This is a genomic window from Nocardioidaceae bacterium SCSIO 66511, assembly GCA_023100825.1.
GTDB lineage: Bacteria > Actinomycetota > Actinomycetes > Propionibacteriales > Nocardioidaceae > Solicola.
The window spans coordinates 274,740-301,195 of sequence record CP095846.1 but is presented as its reverse complement, the minus strand read 5'-3'; the positions used below and the strand labels follow the sequence as shown (position 1 = coordinate 301,195).

Below are 26,456 nucleotides of genomic sequence, written 5' to 3'. Positions count from 1 at the left end.
GGACAATCAGCCTTCCTCAAGCGCGGCGATCAACGCCGCAGGGTCCGCCACTGTCAGCGTTGCACCAGGATGTCGAAGCCGTCCCGATCGTTCGATCGCCGCGACTGGCTCATGGAAACGTACGCATACCGCCCGCCGCCCGTTGGTCGCGAACGTCACGCCGCGATCCGCCAGGGATAGCCGGGGCGGTCCGGCCGTCTTCAGGAAGGCAAAACGGTGCGTCTGTTCGCATCCGGAGATATTTGCCAGCGACGTGCGCAGCCGCCACGGTCCGAAGCGGACATGCAGATCTTCGTCGCCAACGTCGGTGTAGGCGGTTGTCGGTCTCACGCCGAACAGCAGGGCCGGCAGGCGATAGGACAGGTCGAAGTCGAACTCGAAGCGCTGAAACATCTCAGACGCTCGCCGTCATGCGGACACAGAAATCCCATAGCTGCTGCCGTTCGCTGTCGGCCTGGCGAGGCCATGGACCATACGTTGTCGGGCGGGCGCGGCGGTCGTGCCAGAACAGTCCCGTTCTGGACGTCGCCTCGGCGGCCGCCGACAGCCACACCAGGGTGTCGGCGCCCTGCTCGTCGTTACGCAGCAGCGGACCGGTCAGGGCGCGAAACCGGGGCAGGCTCTCCTGCACGCCGGGAGTATCGACCCAGCCAGGGTGCATGCTGTGCACGGCGACGGCTTTGGGACGCATGTGCTCGGCCATCAGCTCTGCGAGCGATACCTGCATACGTTTCGTGCGTGCGTACGCGGTCGTGCCGGAGTAGGTTCCACGCTCGTACTGGGGGTCGTCGCCGTGCAGAGATTCCGCATACATGCCACCCGAGGAGGTGAACAGGACGCGAGCATCGCCGTCGGCGCGCAGAGACGCGGTGAGCAGCTCGGTCAGCAGGAATGGGCCGAGCACGTGGGTGGCGAGGGTCAGCTCGTTGCCCTCCGGGGTAACGGTGCGTTGCTGCGTCAACGCGCCCGCGTTGTGAAGCAACGCGTGTAGGCGCTCGACGCGACTGCCGAAGTCCTCGGCGAAGGTTCGCACGGCGTCCAGGCTCGAGACGTCGCAGACCTCGACCTCGACGTGGGCTCCGGGTACGCGATCCACAACGTGCTGCGCTGCGCGCGCCGTACGGTCATGATCGCGTCCCAGCGCATGCACCGTCGCTCCCAGGCGAGCGAGTCCCACAGCGGCAGCCTGCCCTATCCCGGAAGTCGCTCCGGTCACCAGCACATGCCGGTCCGTGAGCGCGCCAGGGGGTGGATCGGCCGGCCACCACTGTTTCCTAAGCGCGAAGCCCACGCGGGTGTACCCGAGAACGACTGTCCGGTCGATGCTCGTGTCGAGCAAGTCGGTTATGCCCATTCGTGCCTCCCCGGCTCCGGCCGATCATCGTTTCGGTGGGCGAGTTGCAGTTGGGCTACGTCGAGGTATCCCGAACGGAACCCGGCCTCGCAGTACGCAAGGTAGAACTCCCAGGCCCGACGAGCCGTGGAGTCGAGGCCCAGGTCACAGATCTGTGGCCAGTTGTCCATGAACCGACGTCGCCAGCGCCGAAGGGTCTCCGCGTAGTGTTCGCCGAACCGCAGCGGCCGGCCAACGAGTCCAAGACCGGTGTGGTCGGACATCGCGCGTTGGATCGCGTCGAGCGAGGGGATCAGGCCGCCGGGGAAGATGTACTTCTGGATCCAGCCGTAGGACTTGCGGGTAGCCAGCATCCGGTCGTCGTCCATCAGGATCGCCTGCAGTCCGATGGTTCCGTTCGGCGCGAGGAGGCGGTCCAGGGTTGCGAAGTACGTCGGCCAGTACGCCTCACCGACCGCCTCGATCATCTCCACGCTGACGATCGAGTCGAATGTGCCACGCACATGCCTGTAGTCCTGCAGGCGCAGATCGACCTCGTCTGCCAGACCCGCCTCGGCGACACGTTCGCTGGCGAGATCGTACTGTTCCTTCGAGATCGTGACGCTCGTGACGTGCGCCCCACGGCGTGCGGCCTCGATCGCCAGCGTTCCCCAGCCGGTACCGATCTCGAGCACGCGCGAGCCCTCGGCGACGTTCGCCAGGTCCAGGATGCGGCCGATCTTGCCGTGCTGGGCATTTTCGAGCGACTGGCCGGCGAACGGCGCCGCGGCGTCGAACCATGCCGAGCTGTAGGTCATGCTGGGGTCGAGGAACTGCGCGAACAGCTCGTTGCTCAGGTCATAGTGGGAGCTGATGTTCTTGCGCGCACCGTCCACCGTGTTGCGCTGACTGCGCGGAATGCGCTTGTCGACGACGACCCGAAGGCGCGTGAGCCAAGCAGGGACGAGATTGGCGAGTCGTGCAGCGAACGGCGTCAGCAGGTCGGCGAGGTCGGTCCCGGCGGCGGCGCGCCAGTCACCGGCCATGTACGCCTCCCCTAGACCGATCTTCGGATTGTCTCCCACGCGGTCGAACAGCGCCGCCGGGCGGACGATCTCCAGCTTCGGCGCGCCTGGCTCATCTATGCCGAAGCGCACCGTCCCGTCGGGATACACCACCCGTACGGGCACCGAATCCAAGACGCGTTCGACGATCATCCGCGCGATCTTGGCGCGCAGGCACAGCGGGCGCAGCAAGGGACGTCGCACGCACAGCGGCTCCGCTACAGTGACCACGGCGGTATACCTCCGATCAGTCAGGCATGAGGACGGACGCCGTCGTGGCTTCCTCCCGACGGCTGGCCCAACCTGTCCTCCCCATAACTTAGGCAAGAGATGTAGACTTTCCTCATCATGGCGGATGATACCTCGGTTCGAGATGATGGCCAGCCGGCCGGCTTGTCCATCAGTGACCTGGCCGATCGGACTGGCGTCTCCGCCGCGACGCTGCGCACCTGGGAGAGTCGGTACGGCTATCCCAGCCCCCGGAGGCTGGCCGGAGGGCACCGCCGTTACCTCGACCGCGACGTCGATGCCATCAAGGCGATCGTCCGCCGCCGTTCGACCGGTCAGACGATCTCCACCGCAATCGCTGCGACCGTCGCACAGTTCGAGCAACCTGAGCCGTCAATCTTCGCCGGGCTTCGGCGCCGGCGCCCCGATCTGCAGCCGCGGGTTGTCCGGAAGCCGACACTGCTCGCACTGTCTCGGGCGATCGAGGACGAGTGTTGCGCGCGCGCCGACGACCCGGTTCTGTTCGCCAGCTTCCAGAAGCGGCACTTCTACGAGCAGGTTCAGTACCGGTGGATCGAGCTCGCCCGCACCGCGCGTTCGGTGATCATTTTCGCCGACTTCGACGAACAGCCGGAGTCCGGGGATACGCCGCTGCATGTGCCCGTCCCCGCTCGTGCCGCGTTACGCCGGGAGTGGGTGCTGGTCTGCGAGGCCTCGGACTACCCGGCATGCGTCGCCGGCTGGGAACATCCGGGGCAGGACGCACTGGCAGATGCCGACCGTCGGTTCGAAACGATCTGGACCGTCGATCCCCAGGCCGTCCGTGACGCTGCCCGTATCTGCGCCCGGCTCGCCGAGAGCTACACAAGATCCGCCGACCCCGCCGTGGCCCAGCTTCTCGCCGACGAGGCGCCTCCTCCGGCGTCCGATGATCTGCGGCGCGCCGACGGACTGCTCAACCGGACCCTCGGCTACCTGGACGCCACAGCTCCACGGTGACCGGCATCCGCCGGAACATTGTTGCGGGGCCTCCCCACCACTGAGTCGAGTCGATTCATCGGCCTGTCACCAGCCGGCCGTGCCGGGCTCGCCCTTGAAGGGTCCGACGACAGCATCTGTGACCCAGCCGCCGTAGAATCCGCCAGGCTGAGGCCGCACGACCTCACCGTCGACGGTGCAACGATCGACCAGGCCGGGATAGAGGCCGACGTGTCCACGCAACATGGCGTACGTAGGCGTCGGCTCCGGATAGGTCCAGGCGGCATGGGCGACCACCCGATCCCCGCCGTGCAGATCGAAGTACGCCGCGCGGCCCTTGAACTCGCACCACGACCCTCCGTCGACCGGAACGAGCGCACCGGGAACGGCGTCACGTACGGGCAGGTAGTACGTCGGTGGATGACTCGTCTCCAGCACGCGGTAGGACCGGGTCGTCGCAATGATCGCCTGCCCGCCCAGCACGACCTCGATCCGTGACCTGCTGGGTTCCGCCCGCGGTGGACGGGGATACTCCCAGACCGATTCCTGACCGGGTGCAGCACGCACGGGGATCGGCTGGTGTTGAGAGCGATCGCACATGTGCCCATCCCACCTGATGCGGGCGCCTCGGGCAACGACAGGCTGTCGACCGATCTGACCGCTGCCGCTATCCGGGAGGTCAGCCCGGGTGGTCACCACCGCGCTCGCCCCGCTCAGCCATGCGACGCAGCCGTCGCAACGCCAGCAACACAACGACGCCGTACGCCGGCGCCCACCATGGCCACGTGAATTCGACCCGGCACGTACGCGGCCCTGCAGGTCGGACCCGATGGTCGGTCGCGACGACCCCAACGACCCGCCATGACCAGCCGTACTCCTCAGGCCCTTCTCTCCAGTCCCGAACGGCGAAGGGAAGCGCTGGCCCGACCCCGACGCGTACCCGGCCCGTGACGTCGGGCGTGAGCTGCCGTGCGCCGGATGCCAGGTGCACTTCCCGCACGCTCGGACCCCATTGTGGCCAGGCGTCGGTGTCGACCAACAACTCCCACACCTGATCGGCCGGCGCCGCGACATCAGCGCCTAGAGCGAAGAGGTTCATCGGCCGGGGTTCTCGATAGGTGCCACTCGTGTCGTTCGGTCACGAGCGATGCGTCAGGGTGTCGTTGCGGGCCGCGATGGTGGCAGCTCCTGCATCCTCGAGGAATCGGGCGACGAGGATAAGCTCCTGCTCACTGTGGCGTGCAAGTACGGGTCCCAGGTGCTGGGCGAGACGTCCGAAGAGCTGGCCGCCGACCTCCATCGCGTGCTCGGTGATCTCCACGACGACCGAGCGATGGTCGAGCGGGTGGGTGGCGCGCGTGATGTGGCCATGGCGCTCGAGTCGATCGAGCATCGCCGAAGTCGCGGCCGGGCTCAGCTGCAGTGCCGTGCTCAGCCTGCCCGGCGTCGCGGGATCGCCCTCCAGACCCCAGTCCATCACGAGCGCCAACCCTTTGAGATCCGTGTGGTGCATTGCCGAGGAGCGTCCGGCGGCAGCGACATACAGGTCGGTTTCGGTGGCGTAGCGGCGCAGCGCGCGGACGACACGACGAGCCATCTCGGGGCGGTCTTCGTTATGGGGCGCGTTGCCGTCGGCCATCTACCGAGCGTACTCTTTCGATGGTGGAAGTAAATCGCGAGCCTCGCCACCTGATGCAGTTCGTCGGCCATTGGATCAGTTGGGTCGTGGTGTTGGTCGCCGTGGGGTTCTCGGCGGTGATGCTGGGAGCGAACATCGAGACCGACGAGGCGGACAACGCCTCGGCTGGGCTGCCTTCGGATGCGGAGTCGGCTCACGCCGCTGATCTCGCGGACGCGATCGGTGCCGCGGAGTTCGTGCCGGCGCTCATCGTCGTCGACCGCGGGGGGGAGCAACTCACGGCATCCGACCGGACGGCGATCGAGGACCTGGCGGGTCACCTGCAGGACCAGGTTGGCAGTGGGCAGCGGGTGTTCTCCGTGCCCGCTGACGATAAGGAGGCGGTGCTCATCGGAGTGCCGCTGCGTACGGACCTGCCCGAGGAGGAACGCAATGCCGCGGTCGAGCGACTGCGCGACACGGTTGGGGGCTCGCTGCCCGACGATCTGCGCGCCCAGGTGACCGGGGCGCCGGCGATCTCCTTCGACCTCGGGAACGTGTTCGACGGTGCCGACACTCGATTGCTGATCGTCACAGCTTCGGTCGTCGCGCTCCTGCTGTTGGTCACCTACCGGAGCCCGTGGCTGTGGCTGGTACCGCTCTCGGTCGTCGCCGTCGGCGACCAGGTCGCCGCGTCGTTGGTTGCCGTCGGCACGCAGGTCCTTCCGTTCCAGGCCGACGGCCAGTCCACAGGGATCACCTCGGTCCTGGTCTTCGGCGCAGGCACGAACTACGCCTTGCTGCTCATCGCTCGCTATCGCGAGGAGCTGCGTCGCATCGAGAACCGCTACGACGCCATGCGAAAGGCGGTCGGCCGGGCCGCCCCGGCGATCGTCGCCAGCGCGGGCACGGTGATCCTGGCTCTGCTCTGCCTCGGCTTCGCCGACAATCCGACCAGCCGCAACATCGGCTTCGGCGGCGCGATCGGCATAGCCACGGCCGTCAGCTACGCCTTGCTCGTACTGCCGGCTGCGATGACCTGCTTCGGGCGTTGGCTGTTCTGGCCGTTCATGCCTCGCGTCGGGCAGCGCGACCCCGCCCGCAGCGGGTGGTGGGCGCGTGTCGCGGAGAACGTCACCGCACGTCCAGTCGCCGTCAGCCTGGCCGGGGCGCTGGCGCTGATCGCGATGGCCGTACCGCTCACCGGCGCCGAGAGAGGCTTGTCGGAAACGGAGCAGTTCATCGATACTCCCGAGTCGGTTACCGGCCAGCAAGTGCTCTCTGACCACTTCCCTGCCGGCAGCGGCCAGACGACTAGGGTCGTCGTATCTGAGGATGCGGCCGAGCGGGTCAAGCGCGCGGTCGCACAGATACCCGCCGTGCAGTCGGTGGACGACGGCGGCACCGGCGATGGACGATCTGTGCTCGAGGTCGTCCTGACCACCGCGCCCGCATCGGATCAGGCCTTCGCCGCGGTGGAAGCGGTACGCGCGTCCGCAACCGATGTCAGCCCAACCGCGCTCATCGGTGGTCCCGATGCCGAAGCACTCGACACGGCCGAGACCGCAGAGCGTGACCAAGGGCTGATCATCCCGCTGATCCTCGGCGTGGTCCTGCTCATGCTGTTCGCTCTGCTGCGCTCGGCGGTTGCAGCCGTCGTCCTCGTGCTCACCGTGGTGGCCACCTATCTGGCCAGCCTCGGCGTCAGCTGGCTCGCCTTCACTCAGCTGCTCGACTTCCCAGCGCTCGACTCGAGTGTGCCGCTACTCGCATTCCTGTTCCTGGTCGCGCTCGGCGTCGACTACAACATCTTCCTCACCACACGCGCCAAGGAAGAAGCCGAGCACGCCAACACCACCACAGCGATCTCGACCGCTCTCGCCGTCACCGGTGGAGTGATCACCAGTGCCGGGATCCTGCTGGCCGCAGTGTTCACCGTGCTCGGTGTCCTACCACTGATCGTGCTGGCCCAGATCGGCGTCATCGTCGGCTTCGGCGTCCTACTCGACACCCTCCTCGTACGCAGCGTGCTCGTACCCGCCCTGATCACTCTGCTCGGCCGCCGGTTCTGGTGGCCAGGACATCTCTCCCGAACGACACGCTCACAAACACGAACCCGCTAGGGACCACCCGCAGCTGACAAGGGGTTCACTGATGCGATGATCGCTGCCTCCACCGCGCTCTCCTGTGTCGCCGTCAACCGTGTACGAGTAGACGTACTACCTCCAGATCAGCACCCCGTCAGTAACCGCTGGCCGCGACGGTCCACGGATACTCAACCGGTGACGGTTCAGAGCGCTACCGCCGGTGGCTCAGCGCCTCTTGACATTCAATGTGCGTCGGAGCATGACCCGCTTTCACGGACACCTGAGTTGAGACGATGATCGTCTCAGATAGGAGTCCGTGACATGCCTGCTGCGAAGCCGCCGGAGTTCCGGCGTCGTTGGGAATCTGCGCGCCGCGCTCAACAACGCTGCCCTGGCAATCGAGCAGCAGATCTCGACGCATGGACAGCGTCCCCCAATCCCTGTCTCCGGAAAGCTCACCGGGCGCACAGTGCTCAGTCAGGAGCTCGAACTGGTGTGTAGCAGTGCGCTCGCCCAGGGGTGGACGGTCAAGACCAACAGTGAGACGACCCTACGGCTACGCAGCACACGCGGTAAGACCTATACGTTGACGAAGGCCACGCCTGCGCAGACACGTGTCGAACTACGACGGTTCGCCGCCGAACTCCGGGCTGGGGGGCTCCGAATCAATCGGAGCGTCCGTCATCCTGTCGCCGAGTCCCCATTTGGCGAGTAGGCATGTCTCCTCTGCTGGGGCCGTTGCGGCTCTGATCCAGCAGAGGAGACGGCGCTCCAACTCGGGCACTGCCAAGAACTCCCACCAGGGGTACGCCGCGCCTCGACCGCCGACACGCAGGGCACGGACCCGAGTGGGCATCTCTCGCCCACCGAGCCACCAGGGCTGCGGCCCCGTAGGCCCCATCGTGCAACGACCGGCAAACTCTACCGGATACGGCAGACAAGAACGCCACCATTGACGGATACCGGCAAGACTAGGTGTCGACAATCTCGCCGGTGTCCTCATCGACGACCGATAGAGGGTCTGTCAGATGAACGGTGGATCTGACCTTGGCGGTTCTTAGTTGCTGGTCGGGTCCAGGCGTCCGGGGAACGTGATCGCGAACGCGTTCAGCGGCGCTTTCCAGCGCATCGTCCATCGTGCTCGGCCCTTCCCGGTGGGGTCAAGGGATCGGGTGACGAGGTACAGGCATTTGAGCGCCGCGGCTTCGGAGGGAAAGTGGCCGCGGGCCTTGACCGCGCGGCGGTAGCGGGCGTTGATCGACTCGATCGCGTTCGTCGTGCAGATGACCTTGCGTATCTCGACGTCGTACTCGAGGAACGGTACGAACTCGGCCCAGGCGTTGCGCCATAGCTGCACGATCGCCGGATACTTGTCCTGCCACTGTGCCGCGAACTCGTCGAACCGGTCCTTGGCCGCCTGCTCCGACGGTGCGGTATAGATCGGCTTGAGACCTCGCACGATCGCATCCCGGTGCTGGCGCCCGGCGTAGCGGAACGAGTTGCGAATCAGGTGGATCACGCACTGCTGCACGATCGTGTGTTCCCAGGTCGTGGTGATCGCTTCTGGCAGGCCCTTGAGCCCGTCGCAGACCGCGATCAGCACATCGGTCACGCCGCGGTTCTTGAGCTCGGCGAAGACCTGCAGCCAGAACCGTGCACCTTCGCCACCATCGTCGCCGGCCCAAATGCCAAGGATGTCGCGTTCACCGTTGGTGGTCACACCGACGACGACATAGAACGGCTTGTTCACCACCTGCCCATCACGGACCTTGATCACCAGGGCGTCGACGAAGATCACCGGGTAGATCGAATCGAGCGGCCGCGATGACCACTCGGCCATCTGATCGACGACCTTGTCGGTGATCTTCGAGATCGTCTCCTTGGAGACCTTGGCCCCATAGACCTCGTCGAAGTGCGCCGCGATCTCACCGGTGGTCAGCCCGCGGGCGGTCAACGACAGCACGACCTCGTCGATCCCGTCCAACCGCCGTTGCCGCTTACGCACGATCTTCGGGTCGAACGACGCGTCAGTGTCGCGGGGAACGTCGATCTCGACCGGGCCGATCTCCGTCAGCACTGTCTTCGACCTGGTCCCGTTGCGGGAGTTGCCGCTGTTGCGGCCCACCGGGTCATGGCGTTCATAGCCGAGATGGTCATCCATCTCGGCCTCGAGCGCCGTCTCCAGCACATTCTTCGTCAACTGGTTGAGCAGCCCGTCCGGGCCAACCAGATCGATGCCCTGTTCCTTGGCCTGCGCCAGAAGCTGCTCGGCCAACTGCTGCTGATCAATGCCCTCTTCGCTCACGGGCTCGATCATCTCGCCCGCTGCGACCTCACGATCTCTCGGATCGGTCGTCGTCATGGTCATTCCTCTCGGTCAGACCAAGACCAGATCCACCATTTTCCTGACAGTCCCCCGATAGCCGCGGACCCGGTCGTGAGCTCTGAGGTGTCGGGCCCTGATTCAGAGCAGCGGCGTCGGCCGCGAACATCACCTGGCGACGCTCTGCCTCATTGTCGGAGGTGTATTCGCTGTGGCGGCCGCGGCCTGGCCACCTGGTGTGGTCGTGGTCGCAGTGCGCTTTCAGTCGTCCGCGCATGCGGTCGATGAACGCGGGCAGGCAATAGCGGTGCCATTCCTCGAGGGTGTTGCTGGCGGGGTCGAGGTGGGCGCGGCGTCGTTGGTCGGCAACGACGGCGATCTCATTGATGATGTGGGGGTGTTTGGGCCAGCAGGTGGGGATCGTGTCGGCGGCATCCCAGGTGTATTCGTGGTTCAGCCAGGTCACGACGTGATCTGAGTCGCCCCGGCGAGTCCGGAGACTCTGGTGTGTCCCGGGTTCTACGGCGTCTGAGTTTCTGGATTCTGGTGCCTGACACCAGGAGGTTCAGATGGGACGACCGGGCTATCCGGCTGAGTTCCGACGCAAGGCTCTCGACCTGCTTGCCGCGGGCCGCAGTGTTGCCAGCGTCGCGCACGATCTCGACATCAGTGACCAGACGCTCTACAACTGGCGCCGCCAAGACCGTGTTGACCGCGGTGAATTGCCGGGTCTGACGACCGCTGAGCACGCCGAGTTGGCGGCGTCGAGGAAGCGGATCCGCGACTTGGAGACCGAGCTCGCGGTCGCACAGAAGGCGGTCGATGCGTTGAAGGAGGAGGTGAGCCCAAAAGGAGGTACGCGGCGGTCGAGTTGATCGCCGCGGATAACCTTCCCGTGCAGGCTGCGTGCCGGGTCCTCGGGGTCTCTGAGTCCGGGTTCTACGAGCGGCGCAATCGACCGCCGTCCGAGCGTGCCATTCGGCACGCGATGCTGACCGACCTGATCACTCAGATTCATGCCGAGTGCAACGGCATCTACGGGGCTCGCCGGGTGCACGCCGAGCTGACCCTGGGCCGCGGCGTATTGGTCGGCCACAACCAGGTGGAGATGCTGATGCGTCGTGCTGGCCTGCAAGGCGTCACCGGTCGAAGGAAGTGGAAGCGAATCAAGCCCGACAGCATCGCCCGCGACCTTGTGGAACGTGACTTCACCCGCGACGAGCCGAACAAGCTCTGGGTCACCGACATCACCGAGCATCCAACCCGCGAGGGGAAGTTGTACTGCTGCGTCGTCCTGGACACCTACTCCCGAAGAGTCGTGGGCTGGGCGATCGACTCCTCGCCCAATGCCGCGCTCGTGACCAACACACTCGGTATGGCCATCGACACCCGCCTGGGCAAGGCCAACGAGCTGGGCACGGTCATTCACTCCGACCAGGGAGTTCAATTCGGTTCCTGGGCCTTCACCAGACGTGCCCGAGACTCCGGCCTGCTCGCCTCGATGGGGAGCATCGGAGATTGCTACGACAACTCCATGATCGAGGCGTTCTGGTCCCGGATGCAGGTCGAACTACTCGGCCGGAAGAAGTGGAACACCCGCCTCGAGCTTGCGAACGCGATCTTCGAGTACCTCGAGATCTGGCACAACCGCAAGCGCCGCCACAGCCAACTCGGATGGCTCACGCCGATAGGGTTCGAACGCAACCGCATCATCACCGTGGCATGAGAATCCAAGACATCTCGACACCGCGGAACCCGGGACACACCAAAGCCTCCAGACATCCCGGGGCGACTCAACCTTCTTGTAGAACGACGCGGTGTACGGGCTGTATGTGTGGTTGATGATCTTGCGCTGCACTGCCTTCGTTGTACGAGGATTTCGGTTGAGTTGTGCCGCGATCGCATGCCACCGGTCGTAGTCGCGTTGTGCCTTCTTGTACGCGGCCTGCTCCCCCTTGGTGAGCTTCGCTCCCTGAGGGTTCGGCGCGTACTTCGTCGAATCATCTGCCGGCTCAGAATCACCAGCACCGTCTTTCCCGGCGGCGTTGCTCGGCTCGTCGGTCGTTGACTCGCTCGACTTGTCGACGGGAGGCAGGCTGTCGTCATCGCCCCTGCAGCCGGCGACGAGCAATGCCGGAAGGATTGTGGCTGCCACAGCGATACGGAGTATGCCCACGCTTCTCCCTCTCGATGTTTGGAGCTGTTGGTTACGGAGGGTTACCGTGGTCCTCACCCTAGAACGAACGGGCCACTTGAGCAGGTTGTCCACGTCGCCGCGTCCGTGGTGCTGCGTTCCATGCCTCATCCGGCTCACTTCCGTTGTTGATGCCGCGTTCGCCCTCGTGACAACCCAAGGCAGTGAGAGCCTTCCCAGCGTTCACCCAATGAAAGATTTCTTGTCGGCAGGCAACGAGGGGACTCCTAGATGCACCCTCGGTCAGTCCAAGCGGCCACGTCGTGCTCAAGGGCATGGGTCGTGCACGAAAACTGCGGGATGCCGCCGGCAGTGCTACCCCCGGTCATCCCTGCTTCCCTTCAGGGATGGAGATTGGCAATCGGCCACGTGCCCGCGCGTCAGTCGGTCCTGGTGACAATCGAAGAGAGGCACTTGCCGGAGCTTCCGCGAACGGTGTCTGACGCCGGGCGGCTCGGGTGCGCCGCTGGTCGTGGCGCTCCCGATGAGCAAGCTCCGAGCGGGCGCTGCTGGCAGTCAGTTCACGCATAGCGCGGGACGTGCAGCGCGCCACGCATCTGATCCTTCGCATTCCGAGTCCGCTCCAGTGCAGGAGCATCGTTTGTCTTTCGGGCCAGCGCGTCCACCAAGCGGTATGCAGGGATGCTTGCTGGTTCGGCTGCCAGTGCCGCGCTGATCCCGAGGCGTGCGTCGGTCCAGTTTTCGCGTCGCAGCTGCTCGCGTCCGTAGGAAAGCCCGCTTGATGTACGACCGCGATCATCTGGGCTTGCCACATGTCTGCCCACCCGGACGCGTGGCGCGATAGTCCAGTCAGCGGTTGGCCGCGGACCAGTCGCAGCGCGATGTCGTCCCGCGCCGCGTTGGTGGTAGTGATCAAATCGTGCCCAGTCGGTCGTCACGTCGACGAGCTGCACAATCCCATTCCGCGGTGTGCGCGGGACACGGCCACGCCCGAGCCAGTGGCGTGCCAGGGCGGCGATGTTCCAGCGGAGCTGCGAGGGCTGGCGTGCGTGTTGGAAGAACTCGCCGTCGATCGTCTCGCTTGTCCGTCCTCCATTGAGTGCGAGGTAGACGACGAAGTCGGTGATCAGCCGCGACGTCGCAGAACCTCGCCATCGTCGGCAGGAAACGGGGGGAGAGTGCTAGTCGAGATGGGTCCGAGGACTGATACCTCGAGGACACGGCAATGGGTAGTGTTCGGCATGGTCGGCCTCCTGCTGGTTCAGGTGGTTGACAAGGCCCGGGCAGGTGTTGCTGCACTTGTTCGGGCCGCTTACATCTGGTCCGGTTCCAGTTCTCGATTTCCTCTCGGTCCAGGTTGTGGGTTGACGTGACGTCACTGCAGACAGCTTTCGGCGAATTCGACGATCCGACGTGCGCGTTCGGTGGCTTCGGTCGCGTGCCTGACGCCGATCGACTCGCCTGCGTACTGCGAACTCGTTTTGATACTCAGGAGACGTGACAGCGCCGTGACACTTCGTTCGCTTCCCGCTACTCGTTTGAGGAGGCGCGGTCCGTAGTCGTGTGATCCCACAGCGATTTCGCCGAGTCGTGCGCCGCAAGCTGCGTCGGCGGCGGCGATTCCGGCAAGGACTGCTGATGAGACGACGGCGGCATCGCGTCGAGAGCTATCGATGAGTTCGGCGCTGATTTCGGCCTGCTGCAGGAACGCGCGCGCATCGGCAAGTCGGGTCGCCGCCTGGGTTCGGCTGGCAGGGCGGGTCTTGTCAGCGCGGACCATCACTGTGATCGCATCGCCTTCGCCAGTTGCGGTGGCACCGTCGTATTCATCGAGGTGAACAGCTCTTCGATTGTCCTCCGTAGCTCCGGCGAGACGCTCTTGGCGACCTCTGGGATCTTGGCCCAGTTGGTACCACGAGCCCTGCTCGATGCCGTATCGCGAAGGGTTCTCGCGAGCGAGGCGCTCGGTGTGGCCTTCTCGAGCCGGACACCGGCGATTCGTCGCATCGACGAGCCGAGCACGGGCTCGGCCTCAGCGGCCATGTCCACCAATGTCGGTGGGTCAATCTCGAGAATCTCGCATGCATTGCCCGTCCACTGTTCGATGGCTGCGCGTAGTGCGGTGGTCTGTTCATCCCACGTTGCTTGGTCGGCGGCGTTTAGGTTTGACCGGTATAGCAACAGATCGATATCCGATTCCCCCGTCGCACTGCCGGTTGCGGCCGATCCGAAGATCTGGACCGACAGGGGAGCGACGGCCCAGTTCTCGATGTGGGTTCGGATCCGGCCGTCCAGACGCTCGCCCGCCGTGACGGCGGCATCGACGGCGCGCCACATGAGATGGTCCCGATTGGCTGCGTACGTGTACTGCGTTCCGATCCGTCGTTCGAGGACGATCCCCTGACCGGCGAGGCGGCGCAGCACCTTGCGGACGCCCGCTTCGCTGGCGTCGTGCACCAGCCGAGTGACCTGTTGGCGAGTCATCTCTCCTGCGGTACCGGCGAGCACGCGCAGCACGGGCGCATCCAACGTCGGTGTCAAGGCGCGGAGTGGCTCGCTCATGTCCATGACCTTGATCATACTATTGTACGATTTGTCGCACAATAGTACGGGGGTCAGGATACGCACGGCCGTGCTCATAATCCGCGGTTCACCACGTTCCCTCGTTGGCGCGATAGATCCGCCCAGTTGAGCATTCGGAGGGCGGTGACCCTGCTCCGGTCGTGCTTCTTATCATGTTCAGGCCTCACCGTGCACTGCTCCAGAGGAGGCTGCCCATCCGTGCCGCTGCGCGACTTCTCAGCTCGTCGACGGCGTGGGTGTAGCGCTGCGCGGTGGCAAGTTCGGTCCATCCCATGATGGCCATCACGGTGCGCAGATCGGTCTCCTCGAGGAGAAGGAGGGTGGCGGCGGTGTGGCGGGCGTCGTGGACTCGCGCCTTGCGCACGCCCGCCGACTCGAGGAGGCGTCGCCAGGACTGCCCATCATTGACGGGGTCGATGACCTGGCCCCACTCGGTGGCGAACACCAGGTTGTGTTCGCCGACCCAGGCGGGCCCCGCAGCCAGACGTTCTCGCGCCTGTTCGGCGCGGTGGGCACGGAGTTCGTCACGCAGCGGGCGGGGAAGCACTATGGTGCGACGGGAAGCCTTCGTCTTGGGCTCGACCAGAACCAGTCCTCCGTCGCGCCGCTGCGGGCAGCTTCCGCCTCGGGTGCGCTCGCATGACGGGCCTTCCAGTCCGGGCTAGCATCCATGCTGCCAGGTGAGGCGCTGGGCGGAGCGGCGCACGGTCAGTGTGCCGTCGTCGAGGTCGAGGTCGGACCACAGCAGTCCGAGCGCTTCGCCTTGGCGTAGACCGAGCGACAGGGCGATCGCCCATCGTGGACCGTTGCGTTTGGTTGCGGCCTCTTCCAGGACTCGGCGGCACTCGTCGACGGTCAGCGGGTCAGCTTCGTTCTCGATGAGTCGGGGTGGTCGCGCCACCTGGGCCGGGTTGTGGAGCAGCCGGCGACGTCGGATCGCCTCGTTGAGGGCGGAGCGTACGACGCGGTGCACGGCACGGATCGTGGGCACCGATGCGCCATCGTGCCCGAGCGAGATGTAGAGGTTCTCCAGGTGCTCGGGCCGAAGTTCGCTGAGTCGGCAGTGACCAAGCGCTGGGAGGAGGTGACGGACCATCTGTGATCGGTAAGTGGCCAGGGTCTTGGGTCGTGCGCTCATTGGCAAGATGGCAGACAGCCAATGCTCGATCCATTGTGCGAGCGTCGGGTCATCTTCGGTCCAGGCGTAGCTGCCGTTGTCGCGGCTGCGCTCGAGCCCCCGTACGACTTTGACGAGTTCTGCACGGTCCTTACGCCGGACGTGTTTGCGTTCGGTGCTGCCGTCGGCCCTGATCCGCATAGCGACCCGGGCATGCCACAGACCGTCGTAGCCCTTGTAGATCGACGGCGTCGTCTCGTCGGGTGCTCTACGCGGTCTGCCCATAGCGAGTCTCTCGTGCACGCATGCGCTGGATGAATTCTTCGAGCTCACGGCGTTCGACGCGCACGGAGCGGCCGATGTGTAGCGCGAAAAGGCGTCGCGCTGCGATGTAGCGCTCGACGCTGCGGCGCATGCAACGCAGCTGTTCAGCGACCTCGTTCAGATTCAGCAACAGGGTGTCCGGGGAGGTGTGCGTCTCCTGGGGCGCTCGCCAGCCGGGGGAGTGGGACGAGTGGGGCGTCGGGTCGGTGTCAGTCATCGTGTTCATACCCACCCACGGGAACGAGCAGCCCGCTGGCGTTCACGTTCGCGGAAATTTCAGGTATCGGGTGCGACCTCATGCGGCCCAGTGTCACTCGCGGCGCCACGACTGTCCGGCCGGAGTTCTTGGACCGTTGTTGAGACCGTCGAGGCGGGGATGGGCGAGAAGTGCAAACGGCCCCCGACTGCGTTTACGCAGGTCAGAGGCCGTTTGAGGTGGGCGCGCTCGGAGGGATTCGAACCCCCAACCTTCTGATCCGTAGTCAGATGCTCTATCCGTTGAGCTACGAGCGCAGTGGCGTTGTGGCCTCGCAGAGTCTAGCCGCTCTCCGTCGCTGAGACTAAATCGGGGCGGGTTCTGCGTTCCCGCCCCCGGGAGAGCAGTCGTACGTAGCATGAAAGGCATGCAGTTCTCGGCGCCTGCCGAGCATTATGACCGGTTCATGGGGCGCTACAGCCGAAACCTCGCAGCGACACTCGCCGACATGGCAGGGGTCGTATCAGGACAGCACGTACTCGACGTCGGTTGCGGTCCTGGTGCGCTCACCGATGAGCTCGTCGGCCGGCTGGGCGCGCACCAGGTTGCGGCGATCGAACCCGCACCGCTGTTCGTTGCGGCATGCCGCGAGCGAAATCCCGGCGCTGACGTACGCGAGGGGTACGCGGAGGAGTTGCCATGGGGCGACAACACCTTCGAGGTCAGCCTGTGCTGCCTCGTGGTCGCGTTCATGAACGACCCCGAGCAGGGCGTACGAGAGATGGTGCGTGTGACAACTCCCGGAGGCACCGTCGCCGCTTGTATGTGGGACATCGCAACCGGCGGGATGACGATGTTGAAAACGTTCTGGTCCGCCGTCGAACAAGTCAGAACTGACGCAGCTGGTGAGCACGCGTTACCGGGTACGGCCGGGGGCGACCTAGCGCGGCTGTTCGACCAAGCCGGCCTCGACGACGTACTGGACGGTGCCCTGACCGTCAGCGCCGATTACGTGGACTTCGACGACTTCTGGGAGCCGTTCACCTTCGGTGTCGGCCCGGCTGGTCGATACCTGACAGGCCTCGCTCCCACCGAACGCGAAGTCGTACGCGAGGCGTGCCGGGCGTCGGTGCCGAACGGTCCGTTCAGCCTCGATGCGCGGGCTTGGTACGCGCAAGGAAGGGTTCCGGTCAACTGACGTTCACCCACTAATTCTCGCTGCAGGGTGTTTAAAAGTGGGACGATTGCGGTAAAACTGTGTTTGCCCGAAGAAAGCCAGCCACGCCACAAGCGCGGCCCTCTCGCCGAAAGCAATCGTCTTGTCGTCCGTCACCGTCGAAGACGTCACCATCACCCGCAGTCCGGGCTGCGACGAAGCCACCCGCCGAGACGCTGTGCGCGACCTCGAGCCCGGCCAGTCGCTCACCTTCGGCCGTGGCAGCCCCGACGTCGACGTCGACATGGCGTTGCACAGCGCCGAGGTCTCTCGACGCGCCGGGAGCATCCGCGCGGTTGCCGACTACTGGTTGCTGACCAACACGAGCACCGTCACGTACGTCGTCGAGAACCTCGAAGGCGCAGGCGAACACGTCAAGGTCCCGCCGCGCCGGGTCGATGCGCCGGTGCCGTTCGAGCTGTCCCGCCTCCTCATCCCGGTCGACGCGGGCACGTACGACCTCCACGTGTACGCGCCGCAGCACGCGTACCTCGACAGCGGCCCGGCGGTTGCGGGAGATACGACGGTCAAACCGTTCGTACTGGATGAGACATCGAAGTACTTCCGAGTTCTCGTGGCTCTGTGCGAGCCGCGGCTGCGCGACCCCTCGAGTGTCGCGATCCCGAGCAGCGACGATGTGGCGGCGCGCCTCGCTCCGTCCGGCGAGCGGATGAGTCGCTCTGCCGTCGACTACCACATCAACTACCTCGCCGAGACCAAACTGCGCCTCCGCGCGGCCGGTGAGGCAGACCGAGCCGAGTCGAAACGCGCATCCCTCGTCGCGCTCGCCCTGCGCTTCAATCTCGTCACCGAAGACCACCTGGGCATCCTGAGCAGACGCGAAGGGAGCGACGCATGAGCAACCGAGCAGGCTGGGCAGTCGACGTACCAGTCGACTACCAGGTAGGCACCTGGCGCATCCGGAAGCCGATCGCCAGCGGTTGTTGGGGAAGCGTGTACGACGCCGTCCGCACCGACGACGGCACACCGTCGACAGCAGCGTGCAAGTTCCTTCCCGGCAACGCGCTGACGCCCGCCCAGCGCGCAACGGTCCAAGACCTCGCCGATCGCGAGCGCGCCTTCGGCGCAAACGTCCGCGGCGACCACCTCGTACGCACGTACGAAGTGCACACCATCGAAGACGAGCGCGATCCCGACCTCGACGGCTGCACCGTGATCGTGATGGAGCGCGCTCGATGCAGCCTTCGCGACATCCTCGCCGACGCCACCGGCGAAGGCCCCGTGCCCGACGCGGTCGACATGCTGCGCGGCCTCGCCGAAGCCCTCGACGATGTGCACACCGCCGGCTGGGTGCACGGCGACGTCTCCGCATCCAACGTGCTGGTCATGGACGATGGAAGTGTCCGACTCGCCGACTTCGGCCTCAGCGCGGAGCTCGACGGTACGCACGCCTTCATCCCGCAACTCGGCTCGTTCGACTACACGCCGGCCGAATGGTGGTCGGCTCCCGTCGACGACCGCGGCGTCGAGGCCCGGCCGAGCCGCGACATCTGGGCGTTCGGCGTACTCGCGCATCGACTGCTCAGCGGTGGGCGACACCCCTTCCCCGGTTGCGATCCGCGTACGCGAGCAACGGCTGTTCGACAGTTCGCCGCAACCGGCGACGGCATGCAGATCCACCCGTCGCTCGCGCCCGCCTGGCGTACGCTCATCGCCAACTGCCTGAACCCGGATCCTGCGGCACGCGGAGCCCTTGCCGGTACGCTCGCGAAGCGGATCCACGACCTCGCATCGAAGCCGATCGAGGCCGACGCTGCCGCCCGAGACCTCCCGACACGACTCCGCTCGCTGCGCATGCACATCTCCGTAGGGGTCGCAGCCGCCGTCGTTGCCGCGCTCGCCGCCGCCGGTGCCAGCGCGCTCGTCTACAGCCAGGATGACTCTCCTGAGAACGCCTCGCAGACCACCCGCGAGAACCCATCTGGCCAGCCCGGCACCGTCGATGCCGCGTCCGTCTCGTCGGGCGAGATCGCCGACTACGCCGAGGTCCCAACCAAGTACCGCGCGATGATCACCAACAGCGCACACCGGTGCAGCGACCCCGCAGTCACGCCGGCGTTCGTCGCGGCAGTCGTCGCGACGGAGTCCGGCTTCAACCCGGACAAGCGTTCGCCCAGCACGGGCGAGTTCGGCATCGCGATGTGGACCCCGTCGATCTTCGACGCCTGGGCCGACACCGAGAACCACCCGAACCGATCGGTGTTCGACCCCCGAGACTCGATCAATGCCCTCACCGACTACCTCTGCTGGGTCGGCGGACGCCTCAAGAAGGTTCCGGCCAACGACCCCGTCTATCGCGCGGTCGCGTTCCGCACCAGCGATAAGACCGTCAACGAGTTCGGCGGCGTTCCACCGGAATACCGCGAATACGCCAGCGAGGTGGCCGGCCACCTCGACGAGTTCTCCGCAGACTGATCCCAACGCGGTCACAGGTGTAAGCACCCAGTGCCTGGGGTAGGTCACCTTCGTCGGGGTACGCGGTCGATGTCGCGTACCGACATCGACGAAGGGAACAACACCGTGATCCGCAAACTTCGACCGATCGCCGCGATAGGCGGAGCCGTGGCCATCGGCGCGACGACGCTTGTCGTTGCGGGCCCTGCGCATGCCGCCGAGTTCACCACGTACGGCACGAACGTCAACGTTCGCGCCGAACCGAATACCCAGTCATCGGTCGTCGGGTCGCTGCCCGGCCCGACGACGATCGACGTCGAATGCCAGGCGTCGGGCGAGACCATCGACCTCGGAAACGGGGCGAAGAGCAACTGGTGGGCGAAGGTCCCCGACCTCAACGGCTACGTGACCGTCGCGTACGTCGATGTCGTCGAGAGCAAGCTCCCCGGCGTACCCGAGTGCGAGGGTGACGAGCCACCCCCCAGCGACGACGGAGTGACGGCCGACGACGTTGAGGCGATCGTGCCGGAGAAGGTACGCGATCTGGCCAAGATCGACGAGGGCATGCCGAATCTCAACGCCGCGATGGAAGAGGCCGGCATCAACACGCCCGAGCGCAAGGCCGCGTTCATCGCCACCCTCTCGCATGAGTCGAACGTCGAGTACGACCGCCGCGAAGAAGGCGACACGCGCACGTACGGCGGCCGTGGCTACATCCAGCTGACCGGTGACTTCAACTACGGGCCCGCCGGCGAGTACCTCGGCATCGACCTCCTCGGCGATCCCGACTTGGCGATGTCGATCGACTGGAGCGGCAAGATCGCCACCTGGTACTGGACCCAGGCGCGCGACATCAACACGATGGCCGACAACCTCGACATGGGCGCGGTCAATGCCGCGATCGGCTACCCGGTCGGTGACGGTACGGAGGACGCCGCCCGCTGCGACGTCGCCAACCGCGCACTCTCGCACTTCGGCGGTTCCGGGTCGTTCAGCTGCTCGCGTCCGAACATCGCGGGCATGCCGAAGAACACCCGCGGCCTCAGCCCGGAGGAGTTCGAGAAGTACGGCGACAAGCTCACCGCCAAGTCCGAGCGGCGAGCAGAGCGGCGCACTCAGCACGGCTGAGCGTTCCGCAAGTTCTGGCGGCGGCACCCCGCGAAGGGGTGCCGCCGCTGTCGTCTGCGCGAGCACATGGGAGCAACGTCACGTCGACACGCCGACGAAACTCACGACACGCCGTGTTTGGTGAGGCTTTTCACAAGCCGTTCGACACCACGCACGCCGTCGGACGCGTACGGTGAGGAGCCAGATCCCAGTCGGGGTCACCTATCCACATCAATTTGTCGGGCAATGCCCGACATTGCGATTCGATACGCTCGTTTCGCGATGCGCGAGAAGGACTAGAAATCACATGGCCGCAGCCACCACAGACCACCTGACGAACACCTACCGCACGACCCACGCCAAGCTAGCGGCGTGGGTCGACGAGGTTTCGGAGCTCACGCAGCCCGACTCCATCCAATGGTGCGATGGCACCGAAGAGGAGTGGAACCGCCTCACCGACGACCTCGTCCAGGCAGGTACGTTCGTCCGACTCGACGACTCCAAGAAGCCCAACTCGTTCTGGTGCGCCTCCGATCCGAGCGATGTCGCTCGCGTCGAGGACCGCACCTTCATCTGTAGCCAGAACGAGGAAGATGCCGGTCCGACCAACAACTGGATGGATCCCGGCGAGATGAAGGGCGTCCTCACCGACCTGTACCGCGGGTCGATGCGAGGCCGCACGATGTACGTCATCCCGTTCGTGATGGGCCATCTCGACGCAGATGAGCCGATGTTCGGCGTAGAGATCACCGACTCCGCGTACGTCGTCGCGTCGATGCGCGTCATGGCCCGCATGGGCCAGGAGGTGCTCGACAAGATCGAGTCGACCGAAGCAGATTTCGTACCCTGCCTGCACTCCGTCGGCGCCCCGCTCGAACCGGGCGAGGCCGACGTCTCGTGGCCATGCAGCGACACCAAGTACATCGTGCACTTCCCCGAGGAGCGCGCGATCTGGTCGTACGGCTCCGGGTACGGCGGCAACGCCCTGCTCGGCAAGAAGTGCTACTCCCTGCGCATCGCCTCGGCCATCGCTCGCGATGAGGGCTGGCTCGCCGAGCACATGCTGATCCTGAAGCTGACGAACCCCGAGGGTGTCGTCAAGTACGTTGCCGCGGCATTCCCGAGCGCCTGCGGCAAGACCAACCTCGCGATGATCACCCCGACGATTCCCGGCTGGAAGGCCGAGACGCTCGGTGACGACATCGCCTGGATGCGCTTCGGCAAGGACGGCCGTCTGTACGCCGTGAACCCCGAGTACGGCTTCTTCGGCGTCGCTCCGGGCACCGGCGAGGGTACGAACCCGAACGCGATGAAGACGATCGAGCAGGGCAACTCGGTGTTCACCAACGTCGCGCTCACCGACGACGGCGACGTCTGGTGGGAGGGCATGACCGAGGAGCCTCCGGCGCACCTGACCGACTGGAAGGGCCGCGACTGGACACCGGCGTCCGCCGAGCCGTCGTCTCATCCGAACAGTCGCTTCTGCACCCCGATCCGGCAGTGCCCGATCATCGCCGACGAGTACGACGACCCGCAGGGCGTCCCGATCGACGCGATCCTGTTCGGCGGCCGCCGCAAGACGACGATCCCGCTGGTCACCGAGGCACGCGACTGGGAGCACGGCACCTTCATGGGTGCGACGCTCAGCTCCGAGACGACCGCCGCCGCAACCGGTGCGGTCGGTGTCGTACGCCGCGACCCGATGGCGATGCTGCCGTTCCTGGGCTACCACGGCGGTGACTACTTCCAGCACTGGCTGAACGTCGGCAAGTCCGCCGACGCCGGCAAGCTGCCGAAGGTGTTCTACGTGAACTGGTTCCGTCGCGACGACGACGGCGGCTTCCTGTGGCCGGGCTTCAGCGAGAACTCCCGAGTGCTCAAGTGGGTCTGCGACCGGATCGACGGCAAGGTGGACGCAGTCGAGACCCCGATCGGCAACGTCCCGGCACCGGGCTCGCTCGACATCGACGGCCTCGACCTTTCCGAGGACGAAATCGCGAAGGCTCTCGCGGTGAAGCCCGAGGAGTGGCGCGAGGAGATCCCGCAGATCACCGAGTGGTTCGAGAAGTTCGGCGACAAGGTTCCGGCGAGCTTCTGGACCGAGCTCGACGGTCTGAAGTCGCGGCTCGGCTGACCTTCGACGCGACCTCAACGGCCCCGACTCCCTTGGGAGTCGGGGCCGTTTCATACCGTCACGGAACGATGACGACCTTGCCGCGTACGTGACCCGATCGACTCGACTCGAACGCTTCGGCGACGCCGTCGAGTCCGTACGTCGCCGCGATCTCGACGGTCAGCTCGCCCGCATCCGCCAGCGCTGCGAGCCGTGCGGTCTCGCCGCCGTCGGGGCGTACCCAGATCAGCCGGCCACCGTGCTGCTCGACCTCGCCGTCCGCAATCGATGCGTGGCGCCCACCTGCTTTCAGTACGCCCAATGTCGTTTCCAGCTGACCACCGACGAAGTCGGCAACCGCGTCGACTCCACCTGGAGCAAGAGCGCCGACGCGTTCGACCAGACCGTCGCCGTACGCGACGGGCTCTGCGCCGAGCCCGCGCAAGAACTCGTGATTGCGCTCGGAGGCAGTCCCGATCACGCGTACACCACGGGCTCGCGCAATCTGTACGGCGAGACTGCCGACCCCACCGGCAGCAGCGTGGATCAGCAGCGTTTCGCCTTCTTGTACGCCGAGTGCGTCGATCGTCCGCAACGCGGTGCCTCCCGCGAGCGGTAGGCCAGCGGCCTCCGACCACGACAGCGACGCCGGTTTGCGGGCGGCGGCGGCCGCGGACACCGCAACCTGCTCGGCAAAAGTACCTGCGCCGACGACGTCCTTGCGCGCGTACGCCATGACCTCGTCACCGACCTCGTACTCCGGGGTGTCCATCCCGACGGCCGTGACGACGCCGGCGACATCCCAACCCGGGATCACCGGAAATACTGCATCGACCAGTGGGTCGAGCCCGCCGCTCATGACCTTCCAGTCGACCGGGTTCACCCCGGCGGCCCGTACCTCGATGAGAACCGAGCCGGGAAACAGCTTCGGCTCCGGAAGCTCTACGACCTCGAGCGTGCTGAGATCACTCGAGTACGCCGGATACGTTGTTGCCCGCATGCCTTCGCCTTTCTACGTGGTGTCGTGCCAGGTGCAGCGGTACGCGATCACCGGCTATTCCGGCGGCAGAGCCACTGCGACGTAACACACGGACAACGGCAGGATGCGAAACTAGGCGGGTGGACTCTCCTAACCCGCAGCGCACGATCCTGATCGTCAACGGGCCGAACCTCAACCTGCTCGGCACCCGCGAGCCCGCGACGTACGGCTCCGCGACACTGTCCGACGTCGAGCGCGTCACCGAGGCGAGCGCGAAGCGGCACGGGTACGAATGCCGCTTCGTGCAGAGCAACCACGAGGGTGCGCTGGTCGACGCGATCCAGGAGGCACGCCTCGACTGCTTAGGCATCGTGATCAACGCCGGTGCGTACACGCACACCTCAGTCGCGATCCTGGATGCGATCTCGGCCGTCGCGCTGCCGACGATCGAGGTGCACATCTCCAACGTGCACAAGCGTGAGGAGTTCCGGCACCACTCGTACCTCTCTGCGGTGAGCGAGGCCGTGATCATCGGCGCGGGCATCAACGGTTACGCGCTGGCGGTCGACCACTTGGCGCAGGTACTCAGCGCGCAGGAGTCCTGAAGACAGGTACGAGTGATCGGGTCACGAGGATCGCGCCAACGGTCAGCAGCCCGTACCCGAGCAGTTCCGGTACGTCGAGCCGGCTCGTCACCTGTGCACCGCCGGGCATCCGCAGCACCATCAGCGCCATGAACCCGAGAGCCGTGCCGATCGCGCCGGCGAGCACCTGGTGCACCGTGCCTTGTACGCGTCCGCGTACCTCGTCGTCGACGGCGACCTCGTGTCGTACCGTCATACTGCCCGACTCGACGAGATGACCGAGACGCTCGAGCGTACGAGGAATCGCTTGGATCGTCGGCAAGACGCGCGCCAGCTCGCGTTGCACGTCTGCCGGCCCGAACGACGGCATGCGTACCCGCGACGCGCCGGCACGCGCCTCCGAGATGACGTCGAAACCGGGGATCCACTGCGCAAGCACGCCTTCCAGGGTCGCGACCGCGCGGAACGCCGCCGCCACCTCAGGAGGTACGCGCAGCTCGAACCGGGTCAGTACCCGGATGAGATCGACCAGTAGACCTGCACCTCCCGCGGCACCCGGACCGAGGTGGCGAACCAGGCAGCGTCCGACCTCGCGTACGAGCCGGCCATGGTCCAACTCGCGGGGGCACTCGACGATGGCGATCAAAGCATCCGTGGCGTCGCGCGGGTCGTCGCGGTCGACGGCGAGCAACAGGCGTCGCAGCCCCGCCCGAAGCTCGGCGTCGATCCGAGCGACCGACCCGAAGTCGAGCAGCCCGACGTCACCGTCGTCGAGCAGCATGATGTTGCCCTGGTGCGGATCGGCGTGGAAGACCCCGTTCTGGAGAATCTGGTCGAGGGCACACGCGAGCAGCGCCCGGGCGACCGCGGGGGCGTCGTCATCCACGGGTGCTTGCCCGAGCGGTGCTCCGCGAAGGCGCTCCATGACGAGGACGCGTTTGGTCGTCAACGACCTGTACACGTGCGGCACTCGGACGGCCGGCGTCGTCGACGCACGTCGCGCCGAAGCCTCGATCGCGCTCGCGTTCGCCGCCTCCAGCTCGAAGTCGAACTCCTCCCGCAGCGCGATCGCGTACGCATCGACGAGATCGGTCAGGCCGAAGCGCCGGGCCCACGTCGTACGACGCTGCAAGCAGCGGGCGAGCCGCGTGAGAATGTCGAGATCGGCGGCCATCGTTGCGGCAGCACCCGGCCGCTGGATCTTCACGACCACTTCGGACCCATCGGTGAGCATGGCCGCATGCACCTGCGCAATCGATGCGGCAGCGAGCGGTTTGCGGTCGATCCACTCGAACGTCGCGTCAAACTCGGGCAGCTCGGTACGAAGGGCGGGTTCCACGGCCGCCCAGTCTGCGGGCGGCACGCGGTCGCGCAACAATGCGAGCTCGCCGATGAACGCCTCGGGAAGCAGGTCGACCCGGGTGGACAGCAGCTGCCCGAACTTCACGAAAGCAGGGCCGCCGTCCTCCAACGCCAGCCGCAACGAACGCGCCAGCTGGTCGCGGGTCGTACGCCGACGTCGGTTGCGGCGGAGTACGTACGGACCGAGGCCGTGTCGAGCGACGATGCGCCCGATCTGCACATATCGTCGCAGTCGTGCGACCGAACCGCGCCCGTTTCGCCAGGCAGTGAAGGGCCCTGCGACCGAACCCGTTGGTACGAGGGCCTCGGCGATCACCAACACGATCATCGCGATGACAGCCGACCCGGCGAGCGAGAGCACGAGCAGACCGAGCCCGATGTACGCATTCTCGCCGTGGTACTGACCGCCCGCGATCGAGCGGACCAACGGACCCTGCAGGCCGACGATGATGCCACCAGCGACCAGCATCCGGATCGTGCCGACGTCGACACCCATCAGTCGCCGCACGGCACGCCCGCCGAGAACGGCGAACGCCAACGCCGTTACGGCGCCGAGCGGAAGTACGAGGAGGTTCATACCCTTAGCCTCGCGCCCACCGTACGAGTCGGCCTCACCCTCGTGTACCGAACGGCTCCCCCGTACGGATGACGGCCGTTTCGCACATCTGCGGGAC

The 26,456-nt window shown here is 65.9% G+C and carries 22 protein-coding genes, 1 tRNA gene and 1 pseudogene; 9 read left to right on the top strand and 15 right to left on the bottom strand.

Annotation, left to right across the window (positions count from 1 at the left end; translation table 11 throughout):
* Positions 1–6: 6 nt before the first annotated feature.
* Genes MU582_01400 through MU582_01390 form a run of 3 tightly spaced genes read right to left on the bottom strand, consistent with a single transcriptional unit; the run spans position 7 to position 2,628 of the window.
* Complete coding sequence (locus tag MU582_01400; protein UPK75321.1) at positions 7–393, bottom strand: hypothetical protein; 387 nt, start codon at positions 391–393, stop codon at positions 7–9.
* A gap of 1 nt (position 394) precedes the next feature.
* On the bottom strand, positions 395–1,354 hold the full coding sequence (locus MU582_01395; GenBank protein UPK75320.1) for an SDR family NAD(P)-dependent oxidoreductase: 960 nt from the start codon (positions 1,352–1,354) through the stop codon (positions 395–397).
* A complete protein-coding gene (locus tag MU582_01390; GenBank protein UPK75319.1) occupies positions 1,345–2,628 on the bottom strand; it encodes a cyclopropane-fatty-acyl-phospholipid synthase family protein in 1,284 nt (427 codons plus the stop codon). Before MU582_01390 ends, MU582_01395 begins: the two co-directional genes overlap by 10 nt.
* Before the next feature lie 117 nt (positions 2,629–2,745).
* Here MU582_01390 and MU582_01385 point away from each other — a divergent pair, with 117 nt between their 5' ends.
* Positions 2,746–3,624, top strand: a complete 879-nt coding sequence (locus MU582_01385; protein ID UPK75318.1) for a MerR family transcriptional regulator — start codon at positions 2,746–2,748, stop codon at positions 3,622–3,624.
* Positions 3,625–3,690: 66 nt separating this feature from the next.
* On the opposite strand, the gene MU582_01380 is transcribed toward MU582_01385, so the two are convergent.
* The 3 genes from MU582_01380 to MU582_01370 form a co-directional block, all read right to left on the bottom strand.
* Entirely contained in the window at positions 3,691–4,203 is a 513-nt protein-coding gene (locus MU582_01380) for a DUF427 domain-containing protein (protein UPK75317.1), read from the bottom strand.
* Between the two features lie 79 nt (positions 4,204–4,282).
* On the bottom strand, positions 4,283–4,702 hold the full coding sequence (locus MU582_01375; protein ID UPK75316.1) for an SRPBCC family protein: 420 nt from the start codon (positions 4,700–4,702) through the stop codon (positions 4,283–4,285).
* Positions 4,703–4,741: 39 nt separating this feature from the next.
* Complete coding sequence (locus MU582_01370) at positions 4,742–5,242, bottom strand: MarR family transcriptional regulator (GenBank protein ID UPK75315.1); 501 nt, start codon at positions 5,240–5,242, stop codon at positions 4,742–4,744.
* Positions 5,243–5,295: 53 nt separating this feature from the next.
* Between MU582_01370 and MU582_01365 the strand changes: the two genes are divergently transcribed.
* The gene (locus MU582_01365) at positions 5,296–7,344 is read left to right on the top strand and encodes an MMPL family transporter (protein ID UPK75314.1); all 2,049 of its coding nucleotides are present in this window, start codon (positions 5,296–5,298) and stop codon (positions 7,342–7,344) included.
* Between the two features lie 1,021 nt (positions 7,345–8,365).
* Here the strand turns inward: MU582_01365 and MU582_01360 are convergent.
* Positions 8,366–9,625, bottom strand: a complete 1,260-nt coding sequence (locus MU582_01360) for an IS256 family transposase (GenBank protein ID UPK77229.1) — start codon at positions 9,623–9,625, stop codon at positions 8,366–8,368.
* A 16-nt stretch (positions 9,626–9,641) separates the two neighbouring features.
* On the bottom strand, positions 9,642–10,097 hold the full coding sequence (locus MU582_01355; GenBank protein ID UPK75313.1) for a hypothetical protein: 456 nt from the start codon (positions 10,095–10,097) through the stop codon (positions 9,642–9,644).
* A gap of 103 nt (positions 10,098–10,200) precedes the next feature.
* Between MU582_01355 and MU582_01350 the strand changes: the two are divergent.
* Positions 10,201–11,357, top strand: a pseudogene (locus tag MU582_01350) (IS3 family transposase).
* Positions 11,358–13,565: 2,208 nt separating this feature from the next.
* Here MU582_01350 and MU582_01345 read toward each other — a convergent pair.
* From MU582_01345 to MU582_01325, 5 genes are all read right to left on the bottom strand, one after another.
* Positions 13,566–14,414 (bottom strand): nucleotidyltransferase domain-containing protein, encoded by an 849-nt coding sequence (locus tag MU582_01345; GenBank protein ID UPK75312.1) that lies wholly within the window; start codon positions 14,412–14,414, stop codon positions 13,566–13,568.
* A gap of 118 nt (positions 14,415–14,532) precedes the next feature.
* On the bottom strand, positions 14,533–14,916 hold the full coding sequence (locus tag MU582_01340; GenBank protein UPK75311.1) for a tyrosine-type recombinase/integrase: 384 nt from the start codon (positions 14,914–14,916) through the stop codon (positions 14,533–14,535).
* Between the two features lie 114 nt (positions 14,917–15,030).
* The gene (locus MU582_01335) at positions 15,031–15,771 is read right to left on the bottom strand and encodes an N-terminal phage integrase SAM-like domain-containing protein (GenBank protein ID UPK75310.1); all 741 of its coding nucleotides are present in this window, start codon (positions 15,769–15,771) and stop codon (positions 15,031–15,033) included.
* Positions 15,755–16,036, bottom strand: coding sequence for a helix-turn-helix domain-containing protein (locus MU582_01330; GenBank protein ID UPK75309.1), 282 nt, complete (start codon positions 16,034–16,036; stop codon positions 15,755–15,757). The genes MU582_01335 and MU582_01330 overlap by 17 nt, the downstream gene beginning before the upstream one ends.
* 214 nt (positions 16,037–16,250) lie before the next feature.
* Positions 16,251–16,323, bottom strand: a tRNA-Arg gene (locus MU582_01325).
* A gap of 110 nt (positions 16,324–16,433) precedes the next feature.
* Between MU582_01325 and MU582_01320 the strand changes: the two genes are divergently transcribed.
* The 5 genes from MU582_01320 (at position 16,434) to MU582_01300 (ending at position 22,878) form a co-directional block, all read left to right on the top strand.
* On the top strand, positions 16,434–17,204 hold the full coding sequence (locus tag MU582_01320) for a class I SAM-dependent methyltransferase (protein UPK75308.1): 771 nt from the start codon (positions 16,434–16,436) through the stop codon (positions 17,202–17,204).
* Positions 17,205–17,325: 121 nt separating this feature from the next.
* Positions 17,326–18,081, top strand: a complete 756-nt coding sequence (locus MU582_01315) for a hypothetical protein (protein ID UPK75307.1) — start codon at positions 17,326–17,328, stop codon at positions 18,079–18,081.
* Positions 18,078–19,658 (top strand): protein kinase, encoded by a 1,581-nt coding sequence (locus MU582_01310; GenBank protein ID UPK75306.1) that lies wholly within the window; start codon positions 18,078–18,080, stop codon positions 19,656–19,658. Before MU582_01315 ends, MU582_01310 begins: the two co-directional genes overlap by 4 nt.
* A 69-nt stretch (positions 19,659–19,727) precedes the next feature.
* Positions 19,728–20,765, top strand: a complete 1,038-nt coding sequence (locus MU582_01305) for a glycoside hydrolase family 19 (GenBank protein ID UPK75305.1) — start codon at positions 19,728–19,730, stop codon at positions 20,763–20,765.
* Positions 20,766–21,051: 286 nt separating this feature from the next.
* Entirely contained in the window at positions 21,052–22,878 is a 1,827-nt protein-coding gene (locus MU582_01300; protein UPK75304.1) for a phosphoenolpyruvate carboxykinase (GTP), read from the top strand.
* 58 nt (positions 22,879–22,936) lie between these two features.
* Here MU582_01300 and MU582_01295 read toward each other — a convergent pair whose 3' ends face one another.
* Complete coding sequence (locus tag MU582_01295; GenBank protein UPK75303.1) at positions 22,937–23,857, bottom strand: NADP-dependent oxidoreductase; 921 nt, start codon at positions 23,855–23,857, stop codon at positions 22,937–22,939.
* Between the two features lie 119 nt (positions 23,858–23,976).
* Between MU582_01295 and aroQ the strand changes: the two genes are divergently transcribed.
* The gene (aroQ, locus tag MU582_01290) at positions 23,977–24,441 is read left to right on the top strand and encodes a type II 3-dehydroquinate dehydratase (protein UPK75302.1); all 465 of its coding nucleotides are present in this window, start codon (positions 23,977–23,979) and stop codon (positions 24,439–24,441) included.
* Here aroQ and MU582_01285 read toward each other — a convergent pair.
* The gene (locus tag MU582_01285) at positions 24,422–26,359 is read right to left on the bottom strand and encodes an AarF/UbiB family protein (protein UPK75301.1); all 1,938 of its coding nucleotides are present in this window, start codon (positions 26,357–26,359) and stop codon (positions 24,422–24,424) included. The two genes, aroQ and MU582_01285, sit on opposite strands and share 20 nt — an antisense overlap.
* Positions 26,360–26,456: the final 97 nt, after the last annotated feature.

Excerpts from the sequence above, each read along its gene's own strand:
- MU582_01400 (UPK75321.1), bottom strand. The coding sequence starts at position 393 with ATGTTTCAGCGCTTCGAGTTCGACTTCGACCTGTCCTATCGCCTGCCG.
- MU582_01395 (UPK75320.1), bottom strand. The coding sequence starts at position 1,354 with ATGGGCATAACCGACTTGCTCGACACGAGCATCGACCGGACAGTCGTT.
- MU582_01385 (UPK75318.1), top strand. The coding sequence starts at position 2,746 with ATGGCGGATGATACCTCGGTTCGAGATGATGGCCAGCCGGCCGGCTTG.
- MU582_01380 (UPK75317.1), bottom strand. The coding sequence starts at position 4,203 with ATGTGCGATCGCTCTCAACACCAGCCGATCCCCGTGCGTGCTGCACCC.
- MU582_01375 (UPK75316.1), bottom strand. The coding sequence starts at position 4,702 with ATGAACCTCTTCGCTCTAGGCGCTGATGTCGCGGCGCCGGCCGATCAG.
- MU582_01370 (UPK75315.1), bottom strand. The coding sequence starts at position 5,242 with ATGGCCGACGGCAACGCGCCCCATAACGAAGACCGCCCCGAGATGGCT.
- MU582_01365 (UPK75314.1), top strand. The coding sequence starts at position 5,296 with ATGCAGTTCGTCGGCCATTGGATCAGTTGGGTCGTGGTGTTGGTCGCC.
- MU582_01360 (UPK77229.1), bottom strand. The coding sequence starts at position 9,625 with ATGATCGAGCCCGTGAGCGAAGAGGGCATTGATCAGCAGCAGTTGGCC.
- MU582_01335 (UPK75310.1), bottom strand. The coding sequence starts at position 15,771 with ATGGGCAGACCGCGTAGAGCACCCGACGAGACGACGCCGTCGATCTAC.
- MU582_01330 (UPK75309.1), bottom strand. The coding sequence starts at position 16,036 with ATGAACACGATGACTGACACCGACCCGACGCCCCACTCGTCCCACTCC.
- MU582_01320 (UPK75308.1), top strand. The coding sequence starts at position 16,434 with ATGCAGTTCTCGGCGCCTGCCGAGCATTATGACCGGTTCATGGGGCGC.
- MU582_01310 (UPK75306.1), top strand. The coding sequence starts at position 18,078 with ATGAGCAACCGAGCAGGCTGGGCAGTCGACGTACCAGTCGACTACCAG.
- MU582_01305 (UPK75305.1), top strand. The coding sequence starts at position 19,728 with ATGTCGCGTACCGACATCGACGAAGGGAACAACACCGTGATCCGCAAA.
- MU582_01300 (UPK75304.1), top strand. The coding sequence starts at position 21,052 with ATGGCCGCAGCCACCACAGACCACCTGACGAACACCTACCGCACGACC.
- MU582_01295 (UPK75303.1), bottom strand. The coding sequence starts at position 23,857 with ATGCGGGCAACAACGTATCCGGCGTACTCGAGTGATCTCAGCACGCTC.
- MU582_01285 (UPK75301.1), bottom strand. The coding sequence starts at position 26,359 with ATGAACCTCCTCGTACTTCCGCTCGGCGCCGTAACGGCGTTGGCGTTC.